A 25417-nucleotide genomic window follows, 5' to 3' on the forward strand; every position below is an offset into this window, starting at 1 on the left:
GCGGCGTGGCGTTCGTCTCCGTTTGTCCAGTCCTTGTCCAGTCCTTGTCCAGTACCGACACGCCGCCCGTTCGGGTGGTTGACGGGAGCTGTCGCGACGGAGGCGAGACCCAGGGGGCAGGCATCGTCACCGGGTACCGGCTCGGTGCCCGTCGGCGACCGGCCCGAGGACGTCTCGCGCGCCCCGGCCGGCAGCGAAAGGAGCAGTGCAGATGATCGCTGTACGAGGCGTGGCGGCGACCGCCGTGCTGGTGATGGCCGTGACCGGGACGGTCACGACGACCACGTCCGCGACCGCGTCCGGTTCCGGGTCCGGGTCCGCGGCAAGCTCGCGCCCGACCGATTCAGCGTTCCTGAGAGCCGCGCATCAGGGGAACCTCGCGGAGATCGAGGCCGGCCGGGACGCGGGCCGGAACGCCACCAAGCGCTGTGTGAAGCGGATCGGCGGCCTGCTGGTGCACGATCACCGGAGGATGGACAGGGGCATCACGTCTCTCGCGGCCAAACTACGCGTCCGGCTGCCCGGCTCGCCCAGCGCGGAGCAGCGGCGCGCGCTGGCGGAGGTACAGGCCAAGAAGGGCACGCGCGCGTACGACAGGGCGTGGCTGCGGATGGAGTCCGCGGCGCATGTGAAGACGCTGGCGCTGATCAGCCATGAGCTCCGGACGGGGCGCAACAGCGAGGTGAAAGCCGCGGCGCGCAAGGCCCGGCCCATGGTCGCGATGCACCTGGCACTGGTACGCAGCGGATTCTGCAGGTGAGGACGGGCTCCGCGGGCCCGGACCGAGGCAGCCGGCCCGGGCCCGCGGACCTGTATGGAGAGTCAGTACTGCTCAGCGTCGGCGGCCGGCATGGGGCGGACGGTGAGGATCTGCTGTGCGTGGCCGACGGGTCCGTTGATGTCGTGCAGGACCGTGCTGGTGATGCCCTGGCCGGTGCCGCCGAAGGTGACGGTGGTGTCCAGTCCGGTCCAGCGGCCTTCCGGCTGCCGGTGGAGGTGGACGGTGAGGTCGACGTTGGGGAACATCCAGGCGGTCGGCGACTCGCGCACGGCGATGCCGTTGGCGGTGTCGACCAGGGCGAGATAGGACGCCAGCGGACTGCTGGGCCGTCCCGCGACGAGGTCGAGAGGCGTGGACACCCAGGCGGTCGTGCGCCCCGGTTGCGGCGGTGCGACCGGCCGGACGTCCAGGGAGGCGATGTACCCGCCGGGCCATACGGAGGCCAGCGGCCAGGAGGGCAGCGACTCGGGCGGCTGGAGCCGGTCCCCGGCGCCGCCGGCGACGGCCGTGGTGTCCACGGCGGCGAGGAGCCAGGCGCGCGCCCGGACCACGGGCCGGTCGGCGATCCGTACGACGGCCTCGATCAGTTCGATCGTACGGCCGGGCCGCAGGGTCTCCACCTGGATCTCGCACTCGTCGAGCGCGAGGCGCCCGAGGATGTCGAAGCTGATCCGCCCGAGGACCAGCCCGCTGTCGGGACGCGCGGCCAGGTGGCGCTCCATGGCATGCACGATGAGACCGCCGAGCGGGCTGAAGTGCTGCTCGTTGACGTCCCAGGCACCGCCCACGTGCGGGGTGGGCTTGTAACGGTGCTCATCTATGGGCTCGTAGAAGCTGTCGTGGTGCGGCGCGCCGGTGCTCAACGGAAGGTTCTCCTCGGCCTGCTGCCAACGAGTGGCGGAGCGTGTCAGGGGGCGTTGATCAGGATGACATGCGGGCTGCGAGCAGTGAAGATCGTCAGGCCGGGCCCTGAGCCGCGGGCCGGCGGCGGGCCGTGTCGGGCGGCCAGACGGGGCGGTGCGCCTCGGGGAGCGTGGCGAGGGCCTGGGTGACCGTGGTGAAGACCGGGAGCAGTTCGCTGCTGCCGGTCTGGTCCAGTACGCGCCGTACGCGGCGGCCCACGCACGCCAGCAGGAGCCGGCCCTGGCGGCGGCGCAGGAGCCAGTGCAGGCCCAACAGGCAGTTCAGGCCGCGGGAGTCGCAGAAGGTGAGGGCGGAGCAGTCGAGGGTCAGATAGCGGTGCCCGGCGCCGACGCAGGCGCCCACCGTGACGCGGAAGACGCCTTCGCTGCCGTGGTCGAGCTCGCCGCTGACGCGCAGCACGGCGCCGGCATCGCAGGAGGCGAGCGTGGTGATCGCCAGTCCGTCGGCGTACGGCATCCAGCACCTCCGGCGCTCCTCATGCCCACTTCCCCGTTGCTGCGGATCGTACGGGCCGTACGAGGGGAAACAAGGCGGTTCCCCCAGTTTCCTCCTCCTCGCTCCAACCGTGCGCCGAACGCACGGTGCGGTACGGTCCGTTCAGGCAGCACCCGGCGAGAGGAGGTGGGCACAGTGGCCGGTCCCCTGGCTCGCACCGTCATGGACGATCAGACCCAACTCCGCACGGTGCTCGACTTCGCTCGCCGGCACTTGGCGAGCAACGCGGCCGAGGCCGAGGTGTTCGCCCCTGGCGACCACGGTGGCCAGATGCGCCACCGTCTCGCCGGCCTCACGAAGACGATCGAACTACTCCTGGAGGCCGCCGAACCGCTGGCCGCCCCGCCTCGACGCGACGCGCCCCGGCCGGACGACGCGGCCGGGTAACGCGGCGGAACACCGCGCGGATTGATAGGAATACCGTGCGCACTGATAAGGCATCACTTATCAACAGTCGCTCTGCGCCTGGTGCCCTCACCTGTTCGGCATCGACGTCATGTCGCCTTGCCCACCGAACCGGAAGTACGGCATCCGCCAAGGTCACAGCACTCACCGGGAGTATCCCGCTTGCTCCGCTGAGCAACCATTGCCAGGATGCGGGTGCACTTGAGATATGACCCAGCAGCATGCCAACGTCAGGTTCGAGCCAGGATCACGGCGTTCGGTCGTTCGGTCCACAGGAGACAACCACGCATGTGCGACGAATCGATCCATCAGCAATCGATGTCTCAGCAGTTGACGCCCGTTCTCCTCGAGCTCGCCGACGCCGCCCCGCGTGACCACGACAACGGTGGCGTGCTGCGCCGACTGACCGACCACAGCCGGAAGCTGCCGGGCGTCGAGGCGACGGCGGTCCTCTCCGTGGACGAGCGCAACAAGAACACTCCGACGGTGGCAGCCGCCTCGGACCACGCGTCCGATCAACTGGCCCATGCGCAACTGGAGTTGAAGGAGGGCCCCGGCCTCGAAGCCCTCCGCACCGGACGCCGGCTCGCCGACCTCCCCCTCGACGGACCGACCTTCCGCTCCCGGTGGCCGCATTTCGTCCCCCGGTCCCTGTCCGAGGGATTCACCGGCATCACCGTCATCCCCCTCCGCCACCAACACCGGACCATTGCCGCACTCCAGCTCCACCACCAGCATTGCCAACACCATGCGTTACCCGGCGAATCCGTCCGGGCAGCACAGGCCATGTGCGACGCGGCGGTCATAGGCGTGGCTCATCAGCGGCAACAGCGGTACGTCGATCAGTTGCAATCGGCCCTGACCTCGCGGATCGCCATCGAGCAGGCGAAGGGAATGCTCGCGGAACGCTTCGAGTGGACCATTGACGAGGCGTTCGAACTGCTCCGCTCCTACGCCCGCAGTCACAACACCCGCCTGAACGACCTCGTCCGCTCGATCCTCGACGGCCCGGCCACCGAGGGCCCGTTCCGCCGCGCATCGCCTCCGTAGTCAACCGCTGCGTTCGGCGGCGGTGATGAGCTCGTCGAGCCGGTGCACGGTCAACCCGGTGGCGGCACATGCACACGTACCAGCGAGTTTGCTGCCCCGTTCGAGTTACCGGCGTTTTCCGTACATCGCACCGGAGATGCTCCGTGCGGACATTCCCTCACATCAGGAGAAAATCATGAGCATCCGTCGTGCAGTCGCCGCCACCGCCCTGGCCGCCGCCGCTGTCCTGGGAGGTGCGGGCGTCGCGGCAGCCGACTCCGGTGCACACGGCGCCGCCGTGAACTCGCCCGGCATCGCCTCCGGCAACGTCATCCAGGCCCCCATCCACATTCCGGTCAACGTCTGCGGCAACAGCATCAACGTCGTCGGGCTGCTCAACCCCGCCTTCGGCAACACCTGCGTGAACAGCTGATCCTCGAGCCCGGTCCCGCCTGCACCGGCCGACGGCCGGTCGCCGGACGGACGCCCCGCCATCTCCCCCTTGCGGCGGGGCGTTTCGCATGCCCACGCGCGGGCCAGGCGCACCGCCTCACCGAGAAACCCCGCGCAACACCCTTGTGAAGCGCTTCGCGGCCACCTTACGGTAACGCCACTTGAATCGATTCAGTCCGCGATTCAGTACGCCAGCACAGGCCACTCCGGGCTTTCCATACGCGACGTTTCAAAGGGGAACCGTCATGGCTCTGCCGATCCCCCGCACCACCGAAGCGCCCCACCCCTGGCGGGTGGGCATCGTCTCGGGAATGGCGTCCTACATCGACGCGGCAGCGATCGTCTCGAACGGCACCGCGCTGGTCATCTACCAGGACGCGATCGGCCTGAGCGGCAGCGAGTTCGGCTGGCTCTCGGGCGTCCTCACCTTCTGCATCGCCATCGGTGCCGTCGTCGGCGGCAAGCTCGGCGACGCCTTCGGCCGGCGCGCCGTCTTCCTCGTGACGATGGCGATGGCCGTCGCCGGGTGCTCGCTGCTGGTTTTCGGGGCTTCCTTCCCGCTCATGCTGACCGGCGTCGCCCTGCTGGGCCTGGGCACCGGTGCCGACCTGCCCGTATCGCTCGCCACGATTTCCGAGGCGGCGACCGACAAGAACCGGGGCGCGCTGCTCGGCCTGTCGAACATGCTCTGGACGGTCGGCATCCTCGCCACGGCCCTCGTCGCCTCCCTCGTCGGCGGCCTCGGCCGGCTCGGCGGGCAGATCCTGTACGCGCACGTGGGCATCGTCGCCCTGATCATCCTGCTCCTGCGGCTCGGGATTCCCGAGTCGCCGTACTGGCTCCGGGCCCGCGACGAGCGACGACACGGCATCGGGACGGTCCGCGCGGAGCGGGTGCGCTTCGGCGAGCTGTTCAAGCACCCGTACGCCAAGCCGTTCGCCGCGCTGCTGGTCTTCTACTGCCTGACCAATCTCGCGGCCAACACCAACGGCCAGTTCAACACCCACATCGCCGTCAACGTCGTCGGGATCAGCGTCGAACTCGCCTCACAGCTCAGCCTGTTGGGTTTCCCGCTCGGCATGGTCGGCAGCCTGGTCTTCATGAAGTACGTCGGCACCCGCCACCGGATGCGTCTCTTCGCGACCGGCGCGGTGATGCTCATCGTCTCCTACGCCACGCCCGCCGTCGTGGGATTCAGCCTCCCGGCGTTCGTCACGATGGGAATCCTGGGCGGCGCCGGCGGCATGCTCGCCTTCGAGGGGATCATGAAGGTGTGGACGCAGGAGTCTTTTCCGACGATGCTGCGGTCCACCGCGCAGGGCGGGATCATCGCCGTCGCCCGGGTGCTCGCCGCCGTCGCGGCCGTCCTCACCCCGGCCCTCCTCCAATACAGCCCCCGCCTGACCTACGCGGGCCTCTGCCTCGCCACCGCCCTCGGCCTGGGCACCGCCTGGCTGGTCTTCCGCCGCCGGACACGCAACGAGTTCGAGGCGGAGGATGAGATCGACGCGGAGGGCGTGGCGGACGGGGACGAGGGGGCGGCCCCCCTTCGTACCAACCCGGCCACCACCACGTAACCCACTTCGCCGCACCTCCTCCCCCACCCCACCTCACACACCCCGAAGGGCCCCATGCTCGACAACGCCACGATGATCACCGCCGGCACCGACCGCGCCGCCGCCGTCGTCCTGCACCGCACCGTCGCCCTCGACGCGCCCCGATCGCAGGTGACCGCGGCCCGGCTCCGGGCGACAGCCCACGGCGTCTACGAGGCCCGTATCGACGGGCGCCCGGTCTCCGACTCGGTACTCGATCCGGGCTGGACCTCCTACGAGTGGCGGCTGGAGGTCCAGACGTACGACGTGACCCACCTCCTCGGCAACGACAACACATTCGGCATCGAGGTGCTGCTCGGCAACGGCTGGTGGCGCGGCGACCTCGGCTTCGAGGGCGCGAACGCCAACTACGGCGAGGAGACCGGTTTCATCGGCGAGCTGGAGATCACCTTCGCCGACGGGCACACCCAGTCCGTACCGACCGACACCACCTGGTCGGCCCGGACCAGCGAGATCCTGGAGAACAGTCTCTACGACGGCGAGCGGATCGACGCCCGGCTGCGCGGCAGCGGTACACCGCTGGAGGTCCGCGAGACCGCCGTCGACCGCGCCACCCTCGTTGACCGGGTCGGCCCGCAGGCGACCCGGCAGGAAGTACTGCGTCCGCAGCGCATCTGGATCTCGCCGCAGGGACGGACCCTCGTCGACTTCGGGCAGAACCTCGTCGGCCGGCTCCGCCTGCGTGCCACGGGCCCCGCCGGCACGGAGATCGTCGTCCGGCACGCCGAGGTGCTGGAGGACGACGAGCTCGGCACGCGGCCGCTGCGCGCCGCGAAGGCCACGGACACGTTCGTACTCTCCGGCGGTGACGACGAGTTCGAGCCGGCGCTCACCTTCCACGGGTTCCGGTACGCCGAGGTCACGGGGTATCCCGGGCGGCTCACGGAGGACGCACTGGAGGCCGTCGTCGTCCACTCGGACATGGCGCGCATCGGCACCTTCAGCTGCTCGCACGACCTGGTCAACCGGCTCGTCGAGAACTCGGTCTGGGGCCAGAAGGGCAACTTCCTGCACGTCCCGACCGACTGTCCGCAACGGGACGAGCGGCTCGGCTGGACCGGTGACATCGCCGCGTACGCCGCCACGGCGTCCTTCCAGTACGACACCGCGGACTTCCTCCACCGGTGGCTGCTCGACCTCGCCGAGGAGACCCGGCACGCCGGGCCCGACGGCGTACCGCACGTCGTCCCCGACGTCCTGAAGCACGGGAACTTCCCCGACCCGGCGATGTTCGAGAAGTGGAGCGGGCCAACCGCCATCTGGGGCGACGCCGCGGTCTGGGTCCCGCAGGCGCTCTGGGAGGCGTACGGCGACCGCGAGCGGCTGGCCGCGCACTACCCGGGCATGGTGCTGCACCTCGAGTCCGTACTCCCCCTCCTCTCGGAGAACGGGCTGTGGGACAAGGGATTCCAGTTCGGCGACTGGCTGGACCCCGACGCCTCGCCGCACGAGCCGTGGGCCGCCAAGGCCGACGCCGGTGTCGTCGCGACCGCGTGCCTCTACCGGTCGGCCTCCTTCGCGGCCGAGACCGCGCGCATCCTCGGCGAGGAGGCCGACACGGCACGCTGGGAGGAGCTTGCCCAGCGCACGAAGGAGGCGTTCCGGCAGCACTACGTCGAGGCGGGCGGCCGGATCCGCTCCGACTGCGCGACCGTCTACGCACTCGCCATCTGCTTCGGTCTACTGGACGACGCGACGCGCGCCGCCGCCGGTCGCCGCCTCGCCGAGGTCGTCCGCGACCGGGACTACCGCGTCACCACCGGGTTCGCCGGCACACCCTTCGTCACCTGGGCACTGTCCGAGACCGGGCACGTCGACGACGCGTACCGGCTGCTGCTGGAGACGGAGTGCCCGTCCTGGCTGTACCCCGTGACGATGGGCGCGACGACGATCTGGGAACGCTGGGACTCGATGCTCCCCGACGGGAAGATCAATCCGGGCGAGATGACGAGCTTCAACCACTACGCGCTGGGCGCCGTCGCCGACTGGCTGTATAAGGTCGTCGCCGGCATCCGGCCCGCCGCACCGGGCTACGCCCGCGTCCGCATCGCCCCGACCCCCGGCCCCGGCCTCGACTGGGCCTCCGGCACGCTCCAAACGCCCCACGGCCGCGTCGAGTCCCACTGGCGCCGGGCGGAATCCGACATCGAGGTCCGCGTCGTCATCCCGCCCGGCGTCGAGGCCGACGTACTGCTCCCGGACGGCTCCACGACGACGGTCACGGACGGCGAACACCTCTTCCGCTCCCCCGCCGCGACGCACTGAACTCGCCCCGCTGCCGGCCCGGCCGCGTCCTCAGCTCAGCCGAGTCTCGACGTACGCCTCGATCGCGGCTCGCTGGTACTCGGCCAGGCCCGGGGCGATGGCCTCGTATGCGGTGCGCCACTGGTCGTTCTCGACGCAGGCGCGGCCGATCGCGCGGTACTCCTCGGCGGTGACCGTGCGGGATTCGGACAGTGCGCGGTAGCCGGCGTCGGCCTGGGCCTGGACCGGGGGCGCGTCGGCGGGTGTGCCGGTGGTCATCCACTCGGCGAGCTGGATCATCTGCGCGGTGCGCGCACGCTGACCGGCCTCGATTTCGACCTGGCTCATCCCGGAGGTGGAGCGCTCGACCTCCGCGGCCCGCTCGGGGAAGTCGCGCAGGCTCTCCTGGTACTGGTCCGGGCGGATGCCCTCGAACAGGTTCTCCGGGCGATTGATGGCGGTCATGGCAGTACCGTCCTTCCTGGACTGTTCCAGTTCGGTGATCGTGTGGGAGACGGTGCGGGCCAGGGCGTCCAGCCGGTCGCGCTCGGCGAGCAGCCGGCGGTGATGTCCGCGCAGTGCCTCCACCTCGTCGACCTGCGCGGCCAGCACCCGGCCGATCTCGGACAGGCCCAGGCCCAGCGCCCGCAGCACGAGGAGCTGCTGCAGCCGCAGCAGTTGCCGCTCCTCGTAGTAGCGGTGGCCGTTGGAGCCGGTCCGGGCCGGCGGCAGCAGGCCGATCTCGTCGTAGTGCCGCAGCGTCCGGGCCGTCACGCCCGACATCCGGGCGACCTCAGCGATGGACCAGCCCATTGCCGTCTCCCTCACGAGTGCTTACCGGGGCCGGTTTCTCCGGCCCTGGTCAGAACGGTAGAAGCTGCCGCAGCGGCAACTTCAAGCCCTGGCGAGGAGCCAGGTCCTCACGCCGTGACCGCCGTGCGGTGGAGGTGTTCCAGGGCGTCGAGGACGATCGTGCGGTGGTGCCAGGCGAGCCAGCGGCCGGCCTGGTCGCCGATCCGGTCCAGGGCGCGGGCCTGAGCCGGGCCGAGGAGTTGCTGGGGGCGTTCGTGGTGGGTGGAGACCATGCCGAGGCAGACGCCGTTCGCGGTGGTCAGCGGCGTGCTGTGGGCGGCGCGGCTGCCGGCTTGGAGAATCTTGTAGCGGGCTTCGTCCGTGAAGACCGGATCGGTGGCGACGTCGGTCACGGTGACCCGCGTGACGTTGCGCGCGGCCAGCGCGCAGGACGTGCCTTCCTTGCCGACGAGGTCGAAGTAGTCGACGAACTCCTCGTTCAGGCCGCGGTGTTCCTCGATGCGCAGACCGCCGGCGTGGCGGTCGGCGAGCTGTACGTTGCCCATCGGGGTGTCCGACACCGTCAGGGCCTGGTGCAGGACCGCGGAGATCACCGCGCTGCGGTTGGTGGCGTCCCCGTTCACCTGTGGCAGCGCCGGGAGCTTCGGCGGGCGGGTCCGGGTGCGGTCGGGGAACCAGCGGGCGGTGCCGCTCTTGGGCCGGGGCGCGTTGAGGACCGCGGCGGCCAGGGCCCGGAGCTTGACGTTGTGCTGCTGCGAGGAGCTGCGCAGCAGGGCGAACGCCGCCTGGCCGTCGCGCAGTCGGTAGCGCTCCTGCAGTACCCCTTGCGCCTGCGCGATCATGGGGTGCGTACGGACCTTGCCCTTGAGATCCCGTACCTTGCTGCGCAGGCGCTCGATCTCCTTCTCCAGCTCCTGCTCGGGCTTCTCGTCGGGCGGCGTGGCGAGAGGGACGTCGGCTGCCCGTCCGGTTTCCGGCAGGTCCGGGACACAGGCGGTGATGAGGTCTTGCGCGGTCGGCAGCACGATGGGGCGGGCGTCCGCCCGCCCATTTGCGGCGGTCAGGGCCCGAGTCACCTCCTCGGAGGGGGCGGCGAGCAGGAGCCGGATGCCCCGGCGGTCCAGTTCCGCCGCACACGCGGCGAGGCCGCGCGCCGCGGCGACGGACACCTCCCGTACCACCGAGAGGTCGACCGCGACCGCCTCCGGCTGCCCGGTGGTGTCGCGGATCGCCGCGAAGAGCGGGTGGTCGGCGGAGTCCAGGGCCCCTTCGACTCCGAGCATCCGCAGCCATCCGGCCGCGGCAGGCAATCGCACCATGTCGGTCCGGATCTCCCGTGCCGCTTCACTGCTCACATTGTCTCCGTCTCTGTATGCCGTCATGTCGTCCTGTCGCTATGTCGCCTGCCCTCGTCGGCAGTCGGCAGTCGGCGTGGCCTGAATAGCCGAGGTACCAGGCGCACTTACGTCACACTACGGCTGTCGCGCAGGAGGTTTGCGCAGTAGACCTGCCAAGACACCGTCGTCGAGCCGGTCCAGCAGAATGAGGAGAACCGCGTGTTCTACCAGGTGCTCAAGTACGTCGTCCTGGGGCCGCTGTTGCGGGCGGTCTTCCGGCCCCGGGTGGAGGGGCTGGAGCACATCCCCGAGGAGGGTGCGGCGATCATCGCCGGCAATCATCTGTCCTTCGCCGACCACTTCGTCATGCCTGCGATCGTGCCGCGCAGAGTCACCTTTCTGGCCAAGGCCGAGTACTTCACGGGGCCCGGCCTCAAGGGCCGGCTGACCGCGGCGTTCTTCCGCGGTGTCGGGCAGATCCCGGTGGACCGGTCCGGCGGGCAGGCGGCGCGGAGCGCGATCAGGTCGGGGGTGAACGTGCTCCGCAAGGGCCGGCTCCTGGGTATCTATCCGGAGGGCACCCGCTCGCACGACGGGCGGCTCTACAAGGGCCGTACGGGCGTCGCCGCGATGGCGCTGGAGGCCGGGGCGCCGGTGATTCCGTGCGCGGTGATCGGCACGTTCGAGGCCCAGCCGGCCGGCCGGCGGCTGCCGCGCGCCATACGCGTCACGATCCGCTTCGGGGAGCCGATGGACTTCTCCCGGTACGCGAACATGACGTCCGAGCACGCCGCGCTGCGGGCCGTCACGGACGAGATCATGTACGAGATCATGAAGCTGTCGGGGCAGGAGTACGTGGACGTGTACGCGGCCGACGCCAAGGCGGCCACACACCGCACGTAAGCGAGCGGGGCGCCCGGGGAAACCCCGGGCGCCCCGCTGTCGTGCCTCGCTACGGCGTTACGGCTTAGGCGTGGCGTGCGGCGCGCACGTCACGTCCTTCGCATCGGTCTTGCCGTCCACGAAGTACGCGTCGACGCGGTCGTTGATGCACGGGTTGACCTGGCCGGTGACGCCGTGCGAGCCGGCGTCCTTCTCGGTGATCAGGCGCGAGCCCGCCAGCCGGCGGTGCAGCTCGACGGCGCCCTCGTACGGGGTCGCGGCGTCCCGCTCGCTCTGCACGATCAGCACGCTGGGCAGGCCCTTGCCGGTCTTGACGTCCACCGGGGTCTGCTGCTTCTCCGGCCACGTGGCGCAGGGCAGGTTCATCCAGGCGTTGGACCAGGTCATGAACGGGGCCTGCTCGTGGATGCGGGTGTTGTCGCGGTTCCAGCGCTGCCAGCTGGTGGGCCACTTGGCGTCGTTGCACTCCACGGCCGTGTAGACCGCGTTGCCGTTCTCCGAGGAGATGTTGCCGGCCTTGTCGCTCATGTCGGGCGCGGCGTTCTCGATGATCGGCTTCTCGTCACCGGCGACGTACGCGCTCCACGCCTTGGCGACCGGCGCCCACATGGAGTCGTAGTACGGCGCGTTCTGGAAGAAGCCGGTGAGCTCGGCCGGGCCGACCTGGCCGCCGAGCGGGGCCTTCTTCGCGGCCGCGCGCAGCTTCTCCCACTGCGCCTGAACCTTCTCGGGGGTGTCGCCGATGTGGTACGTCGCGTCGTTCTTCGCGACCCACTTCTTCCAGTCGCCCCAGCGGGTCTCGAAGGCGATGTCCTGGTCGAGGTTGGCCTGGTACCAGATCTTCTCGCGCGAGGGGTTCACGACGGAGTCGACGAGCATCCGGCGCACGTGGTCGGGGAAGAGCGTGGCGTAGACGGCGCCGAGGTAGGTGCCGTAGGAGACGCCGAGGTAGTTGAGCTTCTTGTCGCCCAGCGCCGCGCGGATGACGTCCAGGTCACGGGCGGTGTTGGGCGTCGTCATGTGCGGGAGCAGGGCGCCGCTGCGCTCCTTGCAGCCGTCCGCGTACTCCTTGGCGAGCTTGCGCTGGGCGAGCTTGTCGGCCTCGTCGTCGGGCACCGGGTCGGCCTTGGGCGCCTTGACGAACTCCTGCGGGTCCATGCAGGAGATCGCGGCGGAGTGGCCGACGCCCCGCGGGTCGAAGCCCACGAAGTCGTACGCCTTGGAGGTCTTGGTCCACAGGGGGTTCTTGCTGGTCACCCGGGCGGGGAAGCGGAGGCCCGAGCCGCCGGGGCCGCCGGGGTTGTAGATCAGCGAGCCCTGGCGCTCGTCCTTGGTGCCGGTGCTCTTGGCCCGGTCCACGGCGATCTTGATCTTCTTGCCGTCCGGCTTGGCGTAGTCGACCGGCACGGTCACGAACCCGCACTGGATCGGGGCGTCCAGGCCCCAGTCCTTGGGACAGGTCTGCCAGTCGATGCCGGCCTTCGCGGCGCGCGCGGCGGCGGTCTGTACGCCGCGGTCCTCCGCGGAGCCGCGCTGGTGGTTCGTGCCCGCGCTGGCGGGCGTGGCGGCGATGGCGCCGGCTATGAGCGCGCCGGCCACCACGGTCCCGGCGGCGCCGAACGCTGCTGTTCTTCTCACGTAGGTGTTCCCCCTGCATGGTGTGCCACTTGTGGCGGCGATGATCACAGAGCCGCAGGGGGATCCTGTCTCGTACACCCGTCCGATGAGAAGACCGGGCGGGCATTTCTTTACCAACCCGTAGGAATCGCGGCCGCGTCGAGCAGTCGCCGGACGGCCAGTGCGTCGGGTGCGACGGCGGTGACGAGTGCCGCGGGCCCGGCGAGCGGCGTGACCACGGCCTGACCGGGGCCGTCGGCCGCCGCCAGGGTCCGTACCGGTACGGGCTGTTCCTCGAACGCCGGGTCGACGACGAGGAGTTGGCCGAGGGCGCGGTGTCCGGCGAGCACCGCGGAGGAGTCCCAGCCGGGCACCCCGGGGCCGTACGCCGTCTCCTGGTCCAGCAGGACCCGGCCCGCGCGCCGGACCGTCAGCCGGGCGGCGAGCCGTCCGGTGGCCTCGCCGGTCCGGCCGAGCACCTGCTCCTCGCGGAGCACCAGCCGGGCGGTGGGCGCGAGGTCGACGGTGGTGGTCTGGATCAGGTCGCTGCCGGCCGCGGAGATCAGCGGCTCGGGCAGCCAGTCCAGGCGCGCCCCGTCGGCCACGTCCAGCGCCACGTCGTAGCGGGCGGTACCCGGGTGGTGGCCGGGCAGTGCGAGGGTCGCGGCGGCCGCGGTGATCCGCAGGTCGCTGCCCGCCCCGGCGCGCGCCTCGATGCGGAGCTGGTCGCCGCCCACCGGGGCGCTCATCGCGCCGACCACGCAGACCCGGGCGGCCGCGTCGTGCGAGCGCAGCCGGCGCAGCGCGAGCGGCCCGTCGCCGTCCAGTACGGGCAGCCGGGAGACGCCGTACGGGTCGGCGGCCGCGGCGATGCGGGCGGTGGCGCGCAGTTGGCGGGCGGGCGGCGGCGCGGCAGCCGTCGTCGGTTCGGGCGGCGCGAGCGTCATGCCGCGCCCGCGGTCCACTTGGCGAGGCACTCGTGGACCCAGTCAGCGACCGGCGCGACACCGTTCTCGCCCTTGATGGAGGTGAAGGCGACGGGCAGGTCGCCGCGCTGTGCCTTGGCGTCGCGGGCCATGGACTCCAGGTCGGAGCCGACGTACGGGGCGAGGTCGGTCTTGTTGATGACGAGCAGGTCGGCGGTGGTGACGCCGGGGCCGCCCTTGCGCGGGATGTCGTCGCCGCCGGCCACGTCGATCACGAAGATCTGGAAGTCGACCAGGCCCTTGGAGAAGGTGGCGGTGAGGTTGTCGCCGCCGGACTCCACGAGTACGAGGTCGAGCGGGCCGATCTCGTCTTCGAGGTCTTCCACTGCCTCCAGGTTGGCGGAGATGTCGTCGCGGATAGCGGTGTGCGGGCAGGCGCCGGTCTCCACGGCGGTGATCCGCTCCGGGGGCAGTACCGCCTCACGCAGCAGGAATTCGGCGTCCTCGCGGGTGTAGATGTCATTCGTCACGACGGCGATGGACAGCTCGTCGCGCAGCCGGCGGCACAGGGCCGCGACGGTGGCGGTCTTGCCGGAGCCGACCGGGCCGCCGAGGCCGATGCGCAGCGCGCGGCGGGTGCCGTCGGCGCGCTCCGGCTCGGCCGCGCTGTAGGTGTGGCGGTGCGGGAACTTCTCGTCGAGATCGTGGTCGAGGTGCATACGAACTCCGTGGGGGTGCAAATAAGTGGGTGGGTCAGGACGCGAACAGCCGTACCGGCCAGGCCGCGTGCTGCTCGGCAGTGATGTCCAGCAGCGGTGCGGAGCGGGCGGGCAGCGCGCCGGTGCCGTCCTGCGGGACGCGCGCCGCGGCCGCGCCGGCCTCGGCCACGACCGCGTCCAGGTCGGGGGCGAGGCGCGCGAGGACGGCCGTCGCGTCGAAGGGGTCCAGGCTCAGCAGCCGTACGGCGGCGGTGGCCGGGCCGCTGACGGTCTCGTACGCGACGGCGTACGCGGCGTCCTCCGGGCCCAGGCCCGCCGACCGCGCGGCGAGGCCGAGGACGACGGGCTGGTGGGCGCCGCGCGGCCGGGCCGCGGCGAGCGCGTCCAGTTCGGGCGAGGGCCAGGTCGCGCGGGCCGCGCGCATCATCTGGCGGCCGAGCTTGCGCGCGGTGGTACGCAGAGCCGGTACGGGCGTACGGGCGTCCGCCGCCTCGTCCAGGGCGAGCGGGTCACACCCCGCGGCGGCCGCTGCGGCCAGGCCCGCCGCGACCAGTCCGGCCGTGTGCAGTCGGCCGCGGCAGAACTCCTCCAGCGAGCCGCCGTCCTGGATGCGGCCGGCGGCGACGGCCGGTTCGGCGCCGCCGGAGTGGGCATGCCCGCCGGCGGGGAAGCGGCCGTCGGCCAGGACCAGCAACGCGGCGCGGCTCATCGGTCCCCGCCTTTCAGCAGCGGTGCATCGAACATGGCCATCAGAACAGGAAGTACCGCTGGGCCATGGGCAGTTCGGCCGCAGGGGCCGGCTCGACCACCGCGTCGTCGATGGTCACCGTGAAGGTGTCGGGGTCGACGACGACCTTCGGCAGCGCGTCGTTGTTGCGCATGGACGCCTTGCTGACCTGGCGGGTGGAGCGGATGGCCGTCAGCTCCTTGGCGACGCCCAGCCGGTCGCCCAGCCCGTCCGCGATGGCCTGCTCGGAGACGAAGTTGAGCGAGTTGGCGCCGGGGGCCTTGCCGATCGCGCCGAACATCGGGCGCGGCAGGATCGGCTGCGGCGTGGGGATGGATGCATTCGCGTCGCCCACCTGCGCGTACGCGATCTGGCCGCCCTTGATGACCAGCCGCGGCTTGACGCCGAAGAACGCCGGGTCCCACAGCACGAGGTCGGCGAGCTTGCCGGTCTCGACGGAGCCCACGACGTGGTCGATGCCCTGGGCGATCGCCGGGTTGATGGTGTACTTCGCGACGTACCGGCGTACGCGGTTATTGTCGGCGGCGAAGTCACCGGGCAGCGCGCCGCGGCGCTTCTTCATGACGTGCGCGGTCTGCCACGTACGCATCACGACCTCGCCGATGCGGCCCATGGCCTGGGCGTCGGAGGACATCATCGAGATGGCGCCCATGTCGTGCAGGAAGTCCTCGGCCGCGATGGTGGAGGGCCGGATGCGGGACTCGGCGAAGGCCAGGTCCTCGGGGACCGCGGGGTTGAGGTGGTGACAGACCATCAGCATGTCGAGGTGTTCCTCGACGGTGTTGACGGTGTGCGGCCGGGTCGGGTTGGTCGACGCGGGCAGCACGTTGGGCTCCGACACCATGGCGATCATGTCGGGGGCGTGGCCGCCGCCCGCGCCCTCGACGTGGAAGGCGTGGATGGAGCGCCCGGCGATCGCGGCGAGGGTGTCGCCGAGGAAGCCGGCCTCGTTCAGGGTGTCGGTGTGGATCGCGAGCTGGGCGCCGCTCTCCTCGCAGACGTTCAGGCAGGCGTCGATGACGGCCGGGGTGGCGCCCCAGTCCTCGTGGATCTTGAAGCCGAGGATGCCGGCGCGCAGCTGGTCGCGCATGGAGGCGACCGACGTGGTGTTGCCCTTACCGAGCAGGCCGACGTTGACGGGGAAGGCGTCCATCGCCTCGAACATCCGGGAGACGTGCCAGGCGCCGGGGGTGATGGTGGTGGCCTTGCTGCCCTCGGCGGGGCCCGTACCACCGCCGATCATCGTCGTCACGCCGGAGGCCAGCGCCTCGGTCGCCTGCTCGGGGCAGATGAAGTGCACGTGGGTGTCGATGGCGCCGGCGGTGAGGATCTTGCCCTGCCCGGCGATGATCTCGGTCTCCGGGCCGATGACCAGGTCCGGGTGGACCCCGTCCATGGTGTCGGGGTTGCCCGCCTTGCCGAGCCCCACGATGCGGCCGTCGCGGATGCCGACGTCGGCCTTGACGATGCCCCAGTGGTCGATGACGATCACGCCGGTGATCACGGTGTCCGGGGCGCCGTCCGCGCGGGAGAGCCGGGACTGGCCCATCGACTCGCGGATGACCTTGCCGCCGCCGAAGACGGCCTCGTCGCCGCTGCGCCCGGGGCCGCCGGACCGGTCCTCGCTGATCTCGATCAGCAGATCGGTGTCGGCGAGGCGCACCAGGTCGCCCGCCGTCGGGCCGAAGAGGTCGGCGTACGCGCCACGGGAAAGTTCAGCCATCGAGGGTGCCTCCGGTCTCGCCACGCAGGCCCGCGACGATCCGCTTGCCCCCGAGGGGCACGAGTTCGACCTCGGTGGGGATACCGGGCTCGAAGCGCACGGCCGAGCCGGCGGCGACGTTCAGGCGCTTGCCGTGCGCGGCCGCACGGTCGAAGTCGAGGCCGGGGTTGGCCTCGGCGAAGTGGTAGTGGGAGCCGACCTGCACGGGGCGGTCGGCGACGTTGAGGACGGTCATGCGCGTGACGGGAAGGCCTTCGTTGAGGCGTACCGGCTCGTCGGCGTAGAGGATCTGTCCCGGGATCATCTTCGGCTCTCCCTGGGTCAGCTGATGGGGTCGTGAACGGTGACGAGCTTGGTGCCGTCCGGGAAGGTCGCCTCGACCTGGACGTCGTGGATCATCTCGGGGATGCCTTCCATCACGTCGTCACGGGTGAGGACCTTGCGCCCGGAGGACATGAGCTCGGCGACCGTACGGCCGTCGCGCGCGCCTTCCAGGATGTGCACGGTCAGCAGGGCAATGGCTTCGGGGTGGTTGAGCCGTACGCCGCGGGCCCGGCGCTTTTCGGCAACGTCCGCCGCGACATGAATCATCAGCCGCTCTTGTTCATGCGGGGTCAGTTGCATATTTCACCTCACTTTTCTTACCAGCCTGAACCGCATCGGCCCAGGTCACAGGCATCGACGCGCCCGTACAAGTAGATGTATCACACATTCAACAAAGGAAAAGCAAACTGATCTCCAGCTAAGTTCCATGAATCGCCCCGGACTTCGCAGGCTAGCTCCGCTCGATGTCGGCGGCGTTACCTCGGTGAATCCCTTGTTAAATCTGGGGACCGCTCCCCGGGCGCCCAATTCCCCGCCCGCTCCGAACTCCCCTCGAAGCAGACATAACGCTCGACTGCCCCGCTCGCCGGAACAACGCGTTCGCTATTCGCCCTTGACTGCCCACAGACAAGTCACGATGCTCAACTGCGCGCGCCCGCACGCCCCACGCGTCGCGTACGCGCTCGCACACCACAACAAGCTCCGCACCAACCCCCCACACAGCATCGGAGCCACATCGTGACCCGTTCCGCACGCATACGCCGGGCCGCCCTGGCCGCGGGCGCCTGCACCGCCGTCGCCGCCACGCTCTTCACCGCGGCCGGCGCCCAGGCCGACCCCGCCCCGCTCGCCGCGCCGGACATCCCGGTCTCCGCCGTCAAGGCGGATCTGGACCAGCTGCAGTCCATCGCCGACGCCAACGGCGGCAACCGCGCCCACGGCCAGCCCGGCTACAAGGCGTCCATCGACTACCTCAAGGGCAAGCTGGACGAGGCCGGGTTCACCACCCAGGTCCAGGAGTTCGACCACAACGGCACCAAGGGCTACAACCTCGTCGCCGACTGGCCCGGCGGCGACGAGAGCAAGACGGTCATGGCCGGCGCCCATCTGGACTCGGTCGAGGACGGGCCGGGCATCAACGACAACGGCTCCGGCTCGGCCGGCATCCTCGAAGTCGCCCTCGCGGTCGCCAAGGCGGACCTCAAGCCCGCCAAGCACCTGCGATTCGGCTGGTGGGGCGCCGAGGAGTACGGCATGGTCGGCTCGCGCGCCTACGTCGACAGCCTCGCCGAGGCGGACCGCGCGAAGTTCGACTCGTACCTCAACTTCGACATGATCGGCTCGCCCAACCCGGGCTACTTCGTCTACGACGACGACCCGCGCCTGGAGAAGGTCTTCAAGGACTGGTACGCCACGAAGAACATCGCCACCGAGATCGAGACCGAGGGCGACGGCCGCTCCGACCACGCCTCGTTCAAGGACGTGGGCATCCCCGTCGGCGGCCTCTTCTCCGGCGCCGACTACAAGAAGACCGCGGAACAGGCGAAGAACTGGGGCGGCACGGCGGGCGAGCCGTTCGACGCCTGCTACCACCAGTCCTGCGACACGACGAAGAACATCGACGAGAAGGCGCTGGAAACGAACACGGACGCCATCGCCCACGCGCTCTGGGAGCTCAGCTCCTGACGTCTCCTCAACTGACGGATCAGCCCGCGGGCTGACGCCGCATCATCTCTCGTGACCCGGTCGCCGATCCCCGGCGGCCGGGCCGCGGTGCTCCGCGGCGATACCGAACCGGCCACGTTCGCCCGCAGCGGACGTCGGCAGCGGCCGGACCGTGGAGACGGTGCTGATGACCTCCTCCTCCGCGCCCGCTTCCACACGGTCGAGTTCTTCAAGTCTTTGCAGGTCAGCAGCGGACACCAGCGCCACCAACGGCTTGCCGTGGCGCGTGACGACCACGCGCTCGGAGCCGTACACCACGCGGTTGATCAGATCCGCCAGCTCCGCCCGGGCTTGCGTCACCGGAATCTCGTAGGTCATGCTCCCCATTCTAACGGGATGTACGTCCTGTACATTTTTTACAACGGAACAGAGGAGCAGCCTCATGCGCGGAACCACGGCCCGTTACGTCCTCCCGGAGTTCACCGAGCGCACGACACAAGGCACCCGGACGCTCGATCCGTACTCCAAGCTGCTCGAGGAGCGCATCGTCTTCCTCGGCACCCCGATCGACGACACCTCGGCCAACGACGTCATGGCCCAGCTCCTGCACCTCGAACACGCCGCGCCCGAGCGGGACATCTCGCTGTACATCAACTCCCCCGGCGGCTCGTTCACCGCGATGACCGCGATCTACGACACGATGCAGTTCATCACCAGCCCCATCGAGACGGTCTGCCTCGGACAGGCCGCCTCCGCCGCGGCTGTCCTGCTCGCCGCCGGCCACCCCGGACGCCGGCTCGCGCTGCCCGGCGCCCGCATCCTCATCCACCAGCCGTCCTTCAGCGACCCGATCGAGGGCCAGGTCTCCGATCTCGCCCTGCAGGCCCAGGAGATGCTGCGCACCCGCGATCTGCTGGAGGAGCTGCTCGCCCGGCACACCGGACAGTCGCGCGAGCGGATCAGCGCCGACATCGAGCGCGACAAGATCCTGAGCGCCCCGGAGGCCCTGGCGTACGGGCTGGTCGACGGGCTCACCCGCAGCCGCAAGGCGTCCTCGTCCGCGGCGCCCGGCGCGAGGTGAGGTGATGGCCCTGCCTCCCGAGCTGCCGCCGCTGCCCGCGCTGACCCGGGCCGAGGGCGCAGTCATCGACAGTTACCTCCAGATCCTGGATCTCCTGGGGCGGATCAATCCGGCCCGCGGCGAGGGCACGTACCGGGGCCTGCGGGCGGCGCAGGCGCTGGTGGGCCGGGCGGTGGCGCTGCGGGACGCGCTGGCGCTGATGCATGAGCGCGGCGAGACCGAGCTGCACGCCGAGACGCTCACCCGCGCGCTGCGGGTGCTGGACGGTGAGCGGCGGGCCGGTCTCGTCGCCGTGCCGCCGCCTGATGAGGAATGACGGGACGATTCCGTTCCACCCGGGCGCGGAATCCGATCGGGCTACCGCCGTTGAGGTGCTCCTCGGTCCGTTTGCGGCGTAGTTCGACTTGCGCTCTCCGTCGACGTGTCGCGTTGCGGGCGGTACGACGGCCCCGGTACGGGGGTGCGTACGGGGCGCGGGCCGCTCGACGGACCGCGGCTGTCCACCCGAACGGATCAGGCGTGACCACCTTCACACAAGTCATGTTCTGCGCCTGAACCGCCCCGGCCCTGCGTCACGATCCCCCCGACGACAAGCCCCCGCCGCAGCGGCGGGGCGGTCCGGGCGGACGCCGAATCCTGCCGCCGTACCCGGGCGCCTGGTCGATACGCGTGGACCGGCAGGAGCGGAGGACCCGAGCACGACGGGGCCGCGGCCGTTGTACAGGCCGTGCGGTCCCTTGGGGTGAAGCCCGTACCGCCTTGGGCGGCGGTACATCCGGCCGGGCATCTTCGCCTGCCCGAACCCGACAGGTCTTCCTTCGCAGGCGGCTGACGAAGGAGTGCGCATGACTGCGCGCGTTGATCTTCCTGTTCGTGGTGTGGCCGCGCCGGGTCTGCTGGCCCGTGCCGGGGTGGTGTCGGCCCTCGGGCTGGCGCTGCTGGTGCCCGGGAGCGCGGGGGACGCCTCGGCGGCGCCCGCCTCCGGTGCCACCTCCGCCGTGTCGGCGGCAACCTCGGGGTCCTCCGGCAAGGCAGCACTGCGGGTCGCGGCGTCGAAGAAGGGGGCGCCGTACGCGTGGGGGGCCGAGGGGCCACACCGGTTCGACTGCTCAGGGCTCACGCAGTACGCGTTCAAGCGCGTGGGGAAGCGGCTGCCGCGTACGGCGGATTCCCAGTACCGTCATGTGCGGCACATCAAGGCATCCTCGCGGAAGCGTGGTGACCTGGTCTTCTTCCACTCGGGGCGGTACGTGTACCACGTCGGCATCTACGCCGGTAAGGGCCGCATGTGGCACGCGCCCAAGCCGGGCGCCTCGGTACGCAAGGAACGGATCTGGACCGGGCGCGTCTGGTACGGACGGGCGTGATGCGGGTGTTTATGCGGAGCTGACGCAGAGGTGACATCGAGGGGGCGGGGCCGGCGGCCCCGCCCTTCTTCGGGCACCGGTAAGGGCCAGTACCGGTAAGGGATCGGGCGCTAACTTACGGCCGTGATCGATGACTTGGCCAAGGCCCTGACCGCCGCCGCCCGAGGCGGCTTCCCGCCCGCCGACGGGACGGTGAGCGTGCTGCCCCCGCCCTCGGAACGCGACTGGGGAGTCATCTCGTTCTCGGGATGCGCCGTCGTGTTCGCCGATGTCGCGGCCGACTGGGTGCACGCCCGGATCGCGCCGGGCGACCTCTCCGGCCCGCTCAGCCCCTCGTTCCTCGGCGCGCTCGCCGCCCGGACGGGCCGGGAGATCGAGAACATCGATCTGCTCACGGTCGCCGGGCCGCTGCCGGGCCCTCCCCCGCTTGGGCTGCGTGAGACGCGGGACCCGGCGCATCCCCGTATCGCGCGGGCGCTGCGCCACCGCGACGGTGTGCGGGCGTGGACGGTGGACGAGGAGGGTTCCGCCGTCGTGGTCGGGCGCGGGGTCGCGGGCCGGTGGGAGGTGGCCTTCGAGGTGGCGGAGGCGGCGCGCGGGCGGGGGCTCGGGCGGCTTCTCGCGGCGGCCGGCCGGCATCTCGTGCCGCCGGGTGAGCCGGTGTGGGCCCAGGTGGCGCCGGCGAACGCCGCGAGCGTGCGGGCGCTGCTCGCCGCGGGGTTCGTCCCCGTGGGGGCCGAGGCGCTGCTGAAGCGCGACCGGTAGGGCGAGGAGCCACGACGGATCGGGGGCGGCCCGCAAGCGCGGTAGGTGCCGGGCGAATGATCTCGGCCGCATTCGGGCGGGTCAGGTGTGCCGCCCGGGGTTCGGCGGGCGGGTCAGGTGCCGGCCGTCCGCTGTTCCGCGGGCGGCACCGGGACCGGCCACGGGAGGGCGATCCAGACCGTCTTGCCGCCGCTCTCCGTCGGTTCGACGGTGATCTTTCCGCCGGATTCCGCCGCGAGGGAGCGGATGATGACCATGCCGCGGCCGTTGTCCTGCTGGACCGCGGCGGGCAGCCGGCGCGGCATCCGGGGGTGGTCGTCCGTGACGCCGATGCGCAGGACTTCGTGGCGGTCGAGGTGGACGTCGACCGTGAAGGTCGGGGACCGGCCCAAGGTGTGCACGACCGCGTTGGTGGCCAGCTCGGAGACGATGAGCCGGACGGAGTCGAGGAGTTCGGCGCGGCCCGCGCCGGCCGGTGTGTCGTCCCACTCCGTGAGAACTCCCGTAACGTATCTGCGCGCCATCGGCACGGAGCCGGGCGCGCTCGGCAGGGTCAGTGATGCTTCCTGGTGATCCGCCATCGCCGCGCCGTCCCTTTCCCACCCGAGGCCGTCTCCTCGCTGGACAGCGACATGATCGGGTCCGAAAATCGGTCCCTTGCCGCTGCTTTGCGCCAGACTGCCACTCATGCTGCCCCTGCCGTGAGCCATCCACCAAGATATGCATATATCTGTCGCCCGAAGCGGTGAACTCTGCTACGCGAGACCGTATTTGGGCGGCACACTGACGCATCGGTGTCAGTTATGACGAATCGCGGTACGTCCGTGAGGAGGGTTCATGCACCACGGTCCCGCAGTGCGCCGTCGCAAGCTCGGTGCGGAGTTGAGGCGCCGTCGGAATCTGGCCGGGCTCACGAGCGGCGAGGCCGCCCGTCTTGTGGGCTGGCATCAGTCGAAGGTGAGCCGGATAGAGACCGGCCGGAGCGGAGTGCGTCCGGCCGACGTGGAACGGCTGCTGGACGCCTATGACGTGCGCGACGAGGAGTCCCGCGCACTACTGGCCGCGCTGTGCGGCCAGGACGCGGGCGGCGGCAGCGGCGGGGACGCCGGGCGCGGCTGGTGGCACACCTACCGCGACCTGCTGCCGCCCCAGTACCGGGACTTCATCAGCCTGGAGGCCGGCGCTTCGCACGCGCGAACGCTGGAGACGACGGTCGTACCGGGGCTGCTGCAGACCCCGGACTACGCACGGGCCGTCACGCGGGCCGCGCTGGCCGACCTGCCGCAGAGCAGAATCGATGCGCTTGTCGACGTCCGTATAGCGCGGCAGAGCGTTCTGGAGGGAGACCCTCCGCTGAAACTTTCAGCCGTGTTGGACGAGGCGGTACTACGCCGTCCGGCGGGTGGTCCAGAGGTGATGAAAGCCCAATTGCGGCATCTCCTGAAGGTCATGGAACTGCCGCACGTGCGGCTGCAGGTGCTGCCGTTCACTGCCGGGGTCCACATCGGCATCACGGGCCCTTTCGTTATCTTCTCCTTTCCGCTCATTGCTGACTTGGATGTGGTGGTTCTCGACCATTTGACGAGTAGCCTCTATCTCGAACGCAAAGAGGACCTCAGGGCGTACAGCGATGCATTCGACACGCTGCGGGGGCACGCCCTCTCATGCGAGGAATCATCGGCTTTGATTGCCCGGGCCGCAGAGGGCTGACAGCCCGGCCCGGGCGCGTTGAGGAGGCTCCAACATGACGGCATCGCCGCGGTACGTACCCGCCAGCACGGCCCTTACGGGCGCGCGCTGGGTGCGCAGCACGCGCAGCACGGGAATGAACAACTGCGTCGAGACCGCCCGGGTCAACGGTGAAACTCTCGCCGTGCGCGACTCGAAGGACATTTCGGGACCGGCGTTGCTGTTTGCGGTCCCTGCATGGCGGGCTTTTGTCGACGCCCTGCACACCGGTCGGCCCATAAAGGAGGGCTGATCCAGCTAAAAGAAGGGCTGATCCAGCCCTCCCCGGAACCGGTTCAAGAATAAAATTCCGACACCCGTTCCGGGGAATTCGGTCAAGCGGTCGGCGCGGTCGAAAGAATCGCGCCGACCGCTTCGTCGATCTGCCGGTCGGTCAGATCCCCACGGGCGGTCAGCCGGAGCCGCGAAATACCGTCGGGAACGGACGGCGGACGGAAACAGCCGACCATCAGACCCGCCGCACGGCAGTCGGCGGCCCACCGCACGGCCGCCTCGGGCGAGGGTGCCCGCACGGAGACCACCGCGGCCTCCGGAAGGACCGCGGACAGTCCCCCTGCCGTCAGGCGGCGGTGGAGTTCGCGGGCCACGGCACGGGCCCGGTCCGCGCGCCGCGGCTCGCGGCGCAGCAGCCGGAGCGCGGCGAGCGCACCACCGGCGGCGGCAGGCGCCAGGCCGGTGTCGAAGATGAACGTACGGGCCGTGTTGACCAGATGCTCGATGACCTTCGCCGGGCCCAGTACGGCACCGCCCTGGCTGCCCAGGGACTTGGAGAGCGTCATGGTGGCGACCACGTCCCGGTCCCCCGCCAGGCCCGCCGCGTGCAGCGCGCCGCGGCCGCCCTCACCCAGTACGCCCAGTCCGTGCGCGTCGTCCACCAGTAGCGCCGCGCCGTGCGCGCGGCAGGCGGTGGCGTACCCGGCCAGCGGCGCCGCGTCGCCGTCCACCGAGAAGACCGAGTCGGAGACGACCACGGCCCGGCCTTCGTAGTCCGGTTCGGCGTGGGCCGCGTCGAGGGCTTTGTGCACGGCTTCGGGGTCGCTGTGCGGGACGACGGCCGTACGGGCGCGGGAGAGGCGGCAGCCATCGATGAGGGAGGCGTGGTTGCCGGCGTCGGAGACGACCAGGGAGCCGGGCGCGGTGAGCGCGGTGACGGCGGCGAGGTTGGCCGCGTAACCCGAAGAAAGGACCAGTGCGGCCTCGAAACCGCAGTATTCGGCCAGTTCGCGTTCGAGCTGCGCGTGCAGTTCGGTGGTGCCGGTGACCAGCCGGGAGCCGGTCGCGCCGGCGCCCCAGCGGTGCGCGGCGGCCGCGGCGGCCCGGGTGACCTCGGGGTGCCGGGCGAGGCCCAGGTAGTCGTTGCTCGCCAGATCCAGGAGCGGCGAGTCGGCCGGGCGCGGGTTCAGCGTCCGTACGAGCCCGGCGCCGCGACGCCGTTCGCGCGCCTCGTCGATCCAGGCGAAGGGGTCGTTACCGGGCTGGGCGGCGGCGGGATCGGCAGGCATCGGCTTCCTCGGGTTTGTTGGCTGTCGATAGACGTTAGCGGTCGTTACGCCTGCTTACGGTGTGGCGATACACACACCGCCAACCAGCGGCCTTGTGGGAATCCTCCTTGGCCCCGGGCGGTGCCGTAGGACAGGATCTTCGCCATGGACCTGCTGAACGCTCTGGTGGAGAAGGGTCTGCGGCGCGAGTCGCCGACCCGCGAAGAGGCACTCGCCGTACTGGCGACATCC

28 protein-coding genes are annotated in these 25417 nt (G+C 70.7%); 14 read left to right on the top strand and 14 right to left on the bottom strand.

From position 1 onward, the window contains the following. Window positions 1-211 precede the first annotated feature (211 nt). Window positions 212-760: a DUF4142 domain-containing protein gene (locus tag IF04_RS35790; RefSeq protein ID WP_051831328.1), complete on the top strand. Its 549-nt coding sequence runs from the start codon at window positions 212-214 to the stop codon at window positions 758-760. A gap of 62 nt (window positions 761-822) precedes the next feature. On the opposite strand, the gene IF04_RS0117555 is transcribed toward IF04_RS35790, so the two are convergent. Beyond that, window positions 823-1644, bottom strand: coding sequence for a thioesterase family protein (locus IF04_RS0117555; protein ID WP_030257870.1), 822 nt, complete (start codon window positions 1642-1644; stop codon window positions 823-825). A gap of 94 nt (window positions 1645-1738) precedes the next feature. Further along, window positions 1739-2161: an STAS domain-containing protein gene (locus IF04_RS0117560; RefSeq protein ID WP_030257874.1), complete on the bottom strand. Its 423-nt coding sequence runs from the start codon at window positions 2159-2161 to the stop codon at window positions 1739-1741. Window positions 2162-2335: 174 nt separating this feature from the next. Here IF04_RS0117560 and IF04_RS0117565 point away from each other — a divergent pair, with 174 nt between their 5' ends. The 5 genes from IF04_RS0117565 (at window position 2336) to IF04_RS0117585 (ending at window position 7968) form a co-directional block, all read left to right on the top strand. After that, complete coding sequence (locus IF04_RS0117565; protein WP_030257877.1) at window positions 2336-2587, top strand: hypothetical protein; 252 nt, start codon at window positions 2336-2338, stop codon at window positions 2585-2587. A 336-nt stretch (window positions 2588-2923) separates the two neighbouring features. Continuing rightward, window positions 2924-3655: a GAF and ANTAR domain-containing protein gene (locus IF04_RS0117570; RefSeq protein WP_157847669.1), complete on the top strand. Its 732-nt coding sequence runs from the start codon at window positions 2924-2926 to the stop codon at window positions 3653-3655. Window positions 3656-3830: 175 nt separating this feature from the next. Beyond that, window positions 3831-4067 carry a chaplin gene (locus IF04_RS0117575; protein ID WP_030257883.1) on the top strand — a complete coding sequence of 79 codons (237 nt, stop codon included), beginning with the start codon at window positions 3831-3833 and terminating at the stop codon, window positions 4065-4067. A 265-nt stretch (window positions 4068-4332) separates the two neighbouring features. After that, window positions 4333-5664: an MFS transporter gene (locus tag IF04_RS0117580; protein ID WP_030257885.1), complete on the top strand. Its 1332-nt coding sequence runs from the start codon at window positions 4333-4335 to the stop codon at window positions 5662-5664. 54 nt (window positions 5665-5718) lie between these two features. Next, a complete protein-coding gene (locus IF04_RS0117585) occupies window positions 5719-7968 on the top strand; it encodes a family 78 glycoside hydrolase catalytic domain (protein ID WP_030257887.1) in 2250 nt (749 codons plus the stop codon). A 30-nt stretch (window positions 7969-7998) separates the two neighbouring features. On the opposite strand, the gene IF04_RS0117590 is transcribed toward IF04_RS0117585, so the two are convergent. Together IF04_RS0117590 and IF04_RS0117595 are read right to left on the bottom strand one after the other, a co-directional pair. Next, window positions 7999-8760: a MerR family transcriptional regulator gene (locus IF04_RS0117590; protein WP_030257890.1), complete on the bottom strand. Its 762-nt coding sequence runs from the start codon at window positions 8758-8760 to the stop codon at window positions 7999-8001. Window positions 8761-8867: 107 nt separating this feature from the next. Then, a complete protein-coding gene (locus IF04_RS0117595; RefSeq protein ID WP_169746136.1) occupies window positions 8868-10115 on the bottom strand; it encodes an ANTAR domain-containing protein in 1248 nt (415 codons plus the stop codon). Between the two features lie 201 nt (window positions 10116-10316). Between IF04_RS0117595 and IF04_RS0117600 the strand changes: the two genes are divergently transcribed. Continuing rightward, window positions 10317-11000: a lysophospholipid acyltransferase family protein gene (locus tag IF04_RS0117600; RefSeq protein ID WP_030257896.1), complete on the top strand. Its 684-nt coding sequence runs from the start codon at window positions 10317-10319 to the stop codon at window positions 10998-11000. Between the two features lie 57 nt (window positions 11001-11057). Here the strand turns inward: IF04_RS0117600 and IF04_RS0117605 are convergent, their stop codons facing one another. From IF04_RS0117605 to IF04_RS0117635, 7 genes are all read right to left on the bottom strand, one after another. Then, complete coding sequence (locus tag IF04_RS0117605) at window positions 11058-12638, bottom strand: alpha/beta hydrolase (protein ID WP_030257899.1); 1581 nt, start codon at window positions 12636-12638, stop codon at window positions 11058-11060. A 110-nt stretch (window positions 12639-12748) separates the two neighbouring features. After that, complete coding sequence (locus IF04_RS0117610) at window positions 12749-13564, bottom strand: urease accessory protein UreD (protein WP_030257902.1); 816 nt, start codon at window positions 13562-13564, stop codon at window positions 12749-12751. Next, on the bottom strand, window positions 13561-14262 hold the full coding sequence (gene ureG / locus IF04_RS0117615; RefSeq protein WP_030257904.1) for an urease accessory protein UreG: 702 nt from the start codon (window positions 14260-14262) through the stop codon (window positions 13561-13563). Before ureG ends, IF04_RS0117610 begins: the two co-directional genes overlap by 4 nt. Window positions 14263-14296: 34 nt before the next feature. After that, on the bottom strand, window positions 14297-14971 hold the full coding sequence (locus tag IF04_RS0117620; protein WP_030257907.1) for an urease accessory protein UreF: 675 nt from the start codon (window positions 14969-14971) through the stop codon (window positions 14297-14299). 40 nt (window positions 14972-15011) lie between these two features. Continuing rightward, window positions 15012-16733 (bottom strand): urease subunit alpha, encoded by a 1722-nt coding sequence (locus IF04_RS0117625; RefSeq protein ID WP_030257909.1) that lies wholly within the window; start codon window positions 16731-16733, stop codon window positions 15012-15014. Beyond that, entirely contained in the window at window positions 16726-17037 is a 312-nt protein-coding gene (locus tag IF04_RS0117630; protein WP_030257912.1) for an urease subunit beta, read from the bottom strand. The genes IF04_RS0117625 and IF04_RS0117630 overlap by 8 nt, the downstream gene beginning before the upstream one ends. A gap of 17 nt (window positions 17038-17054) precedes the next feature. Continuing rightward, window positions 17055-17357: an urease subunit gamma gene (locus tag IF04_RS0117635; RefSeq protein ID WP_030257914.1), complete on the bottom strand. Its 303-nt coding sequence runs from the start codon at window positions 17355-17357 to the stop codon at window positions 17055-17057. Window positions 17358-17795: 438 nt separating this feature from the next. Between IF04_RS0117635 and IF04_RS0117640 the strand changes: the two genes are divergently transcribed. Continuing rightward, a complete protein-coding gene (locus tag IF04_RS0117640; protein ID WP_030257915.1) occupies window positions 17796-18743 on the top strand; it encodes a M28 family metallopeptidase in 948 nt (315 codons plus the stop codon). A gap of 42 nt (window positions 18744-18785) precedes the next feature. Here the strand turns inward: IF04_RS0117640 and IF04_RS0117645 are convergent, their stop codons facing one another. Continuing rightward, complete coding sequence (locus tag IF04_RS0117645; RefSeq protein WP_030257917.1) at window positions 18786-19100, bottom strand: type II toxin-antitoxin system Phd/YefM family antitoxin; 315 nt, start codon at window positions 19098-19100, stop codon at window positions 18786-18788. A 64-nt stretch (window positions 19101-19164) separates the two neighbouring features. On the opposite strand from IF04_RS0117645, the gene IF04_RS0117650 reads away from it, so the two are divergent. From IF04_RS0117650 to IF04_RS0117665, 4 genes are all read left to right on the top strand, one after another. Then, the gene (locus IF04_RS0117650; RefSeq protein WP_030257919.1) at window positions 19165-19803 is read left to right on the top strand and encodes an ATP-dependent Clp protease proteolytic subunit; all 639 of its coding nucleotides are present in this window, start codon (window positions 19165-19167) and stop codon (window positions 19801-19803) included. A gap of 4 nt (window positions 19804-19807) precedes the next feature. After that, on the top strand, window positions 19808-20119 hold the full coding sequence (locus IF04_RS0117655; protein ID WP_030257920.1) for a hypothetical protein: 312 nt from the start codon (window positions 19808-19810) through the stop codon (window positions 20117-20119). 529 nt (window positions 20120-20648) lie between these two features. Beyond that, on the top strand, window positions 20649-21170 hold the full coding sequence (locus IF04_RS0117660) for a C40 family peptidase (protein WP_030257923.1): 522 nt from the start codon (window positions 20649-20651) through the stop codon (window positions 21168-21170). 123 nt (window positions 21171-21293) lie between these two features. Then, the gene (locus tag IF04_RS0117665) at window positions 21294-21935 is read left to right on the top strand and encodes a GNAT family N-acetyltransferase (RefSeq protein ID WP_030257924.1); all 642 of its coding nucleotides are present in this window, start codon (window positions 21294-21296) and stop codon (window positions 21933-21935) included. 113 nt (window positions 21936-22048) lie between these two features. Here the strand turns inward: IF04_RS0117665 and IF04_RS0117670 are convergent, their stop codons facing one another. Beyond that, window positions 22049-22516, bottom strand: coding sequence for an ATP-binding protein (locus tag IF04_RS0117670; protein WP_030257927.1), 468 nt, complete (start codon window positions 22514-22516; stop codon window positions 22049-22051). Between the two features lie 256 nt (window positions 22517-22772). Here IF04_RS0117670 and IF04_RS0117675 point away from each other — a divergent pair, with 256 nt between their 5' ends. Both IF04_RS0117675 and IF04_RS37505 read left to right on the top strand, forming a co-directional pair. After that, on the top strand, window positions 22773-23645 hold the full coding sequence (locus IF04_RS0117675; RefSeq protein WP_030257931.1) for a helix-turn-helix domain-containing protein: 873 nt from the start codon (window positions 22773-22775) through the stop codon (window positions 23643-23645). Between the two features lie 34 nt (window positions 23646-23679). Next, window positions 23680-23916 carry a DUF397 domain-containing protein gene (locus IF04_RS37505; protein ID WP_078600418.1) on the top strand — a complete coding sequence of 79 codons (237 nt, stop codon included), beginning with the start codon at window positions 23680-23682 and terminating at the stop codon, window positions 23914-23916. 82 nt (window positions 23917-23998) lie between these two features. On the opposite strand, the gene IF04_RS0117680 is transcribed toward IF04_RS37505, so the two are convergent. After that, the gene (locus IF04_RS0117680; protein ID WP_030257934.1) at window positions 23999-25186 is read right to left on the bottom strand and encodes an 8-amino-7-oxononanoate synthase; all 1188 of its coding nucleotides are present in this window, start codon (window positions 25184-25186) and stop codon (window positions 23999-24001) included. Window positions 25187-25417: the final 231 nt, after the last annotated feature.

It is taken from the genome of Streptomyces violens (assembly GCF_000717745.1).
In the GTDB taxonomy this organism is placed as follows: Bacteria; Actinomycetota; Actinomycetes; order Streptomycetales; family Streptomycetaceae; genus Streptomyces; species Streptomyces violens.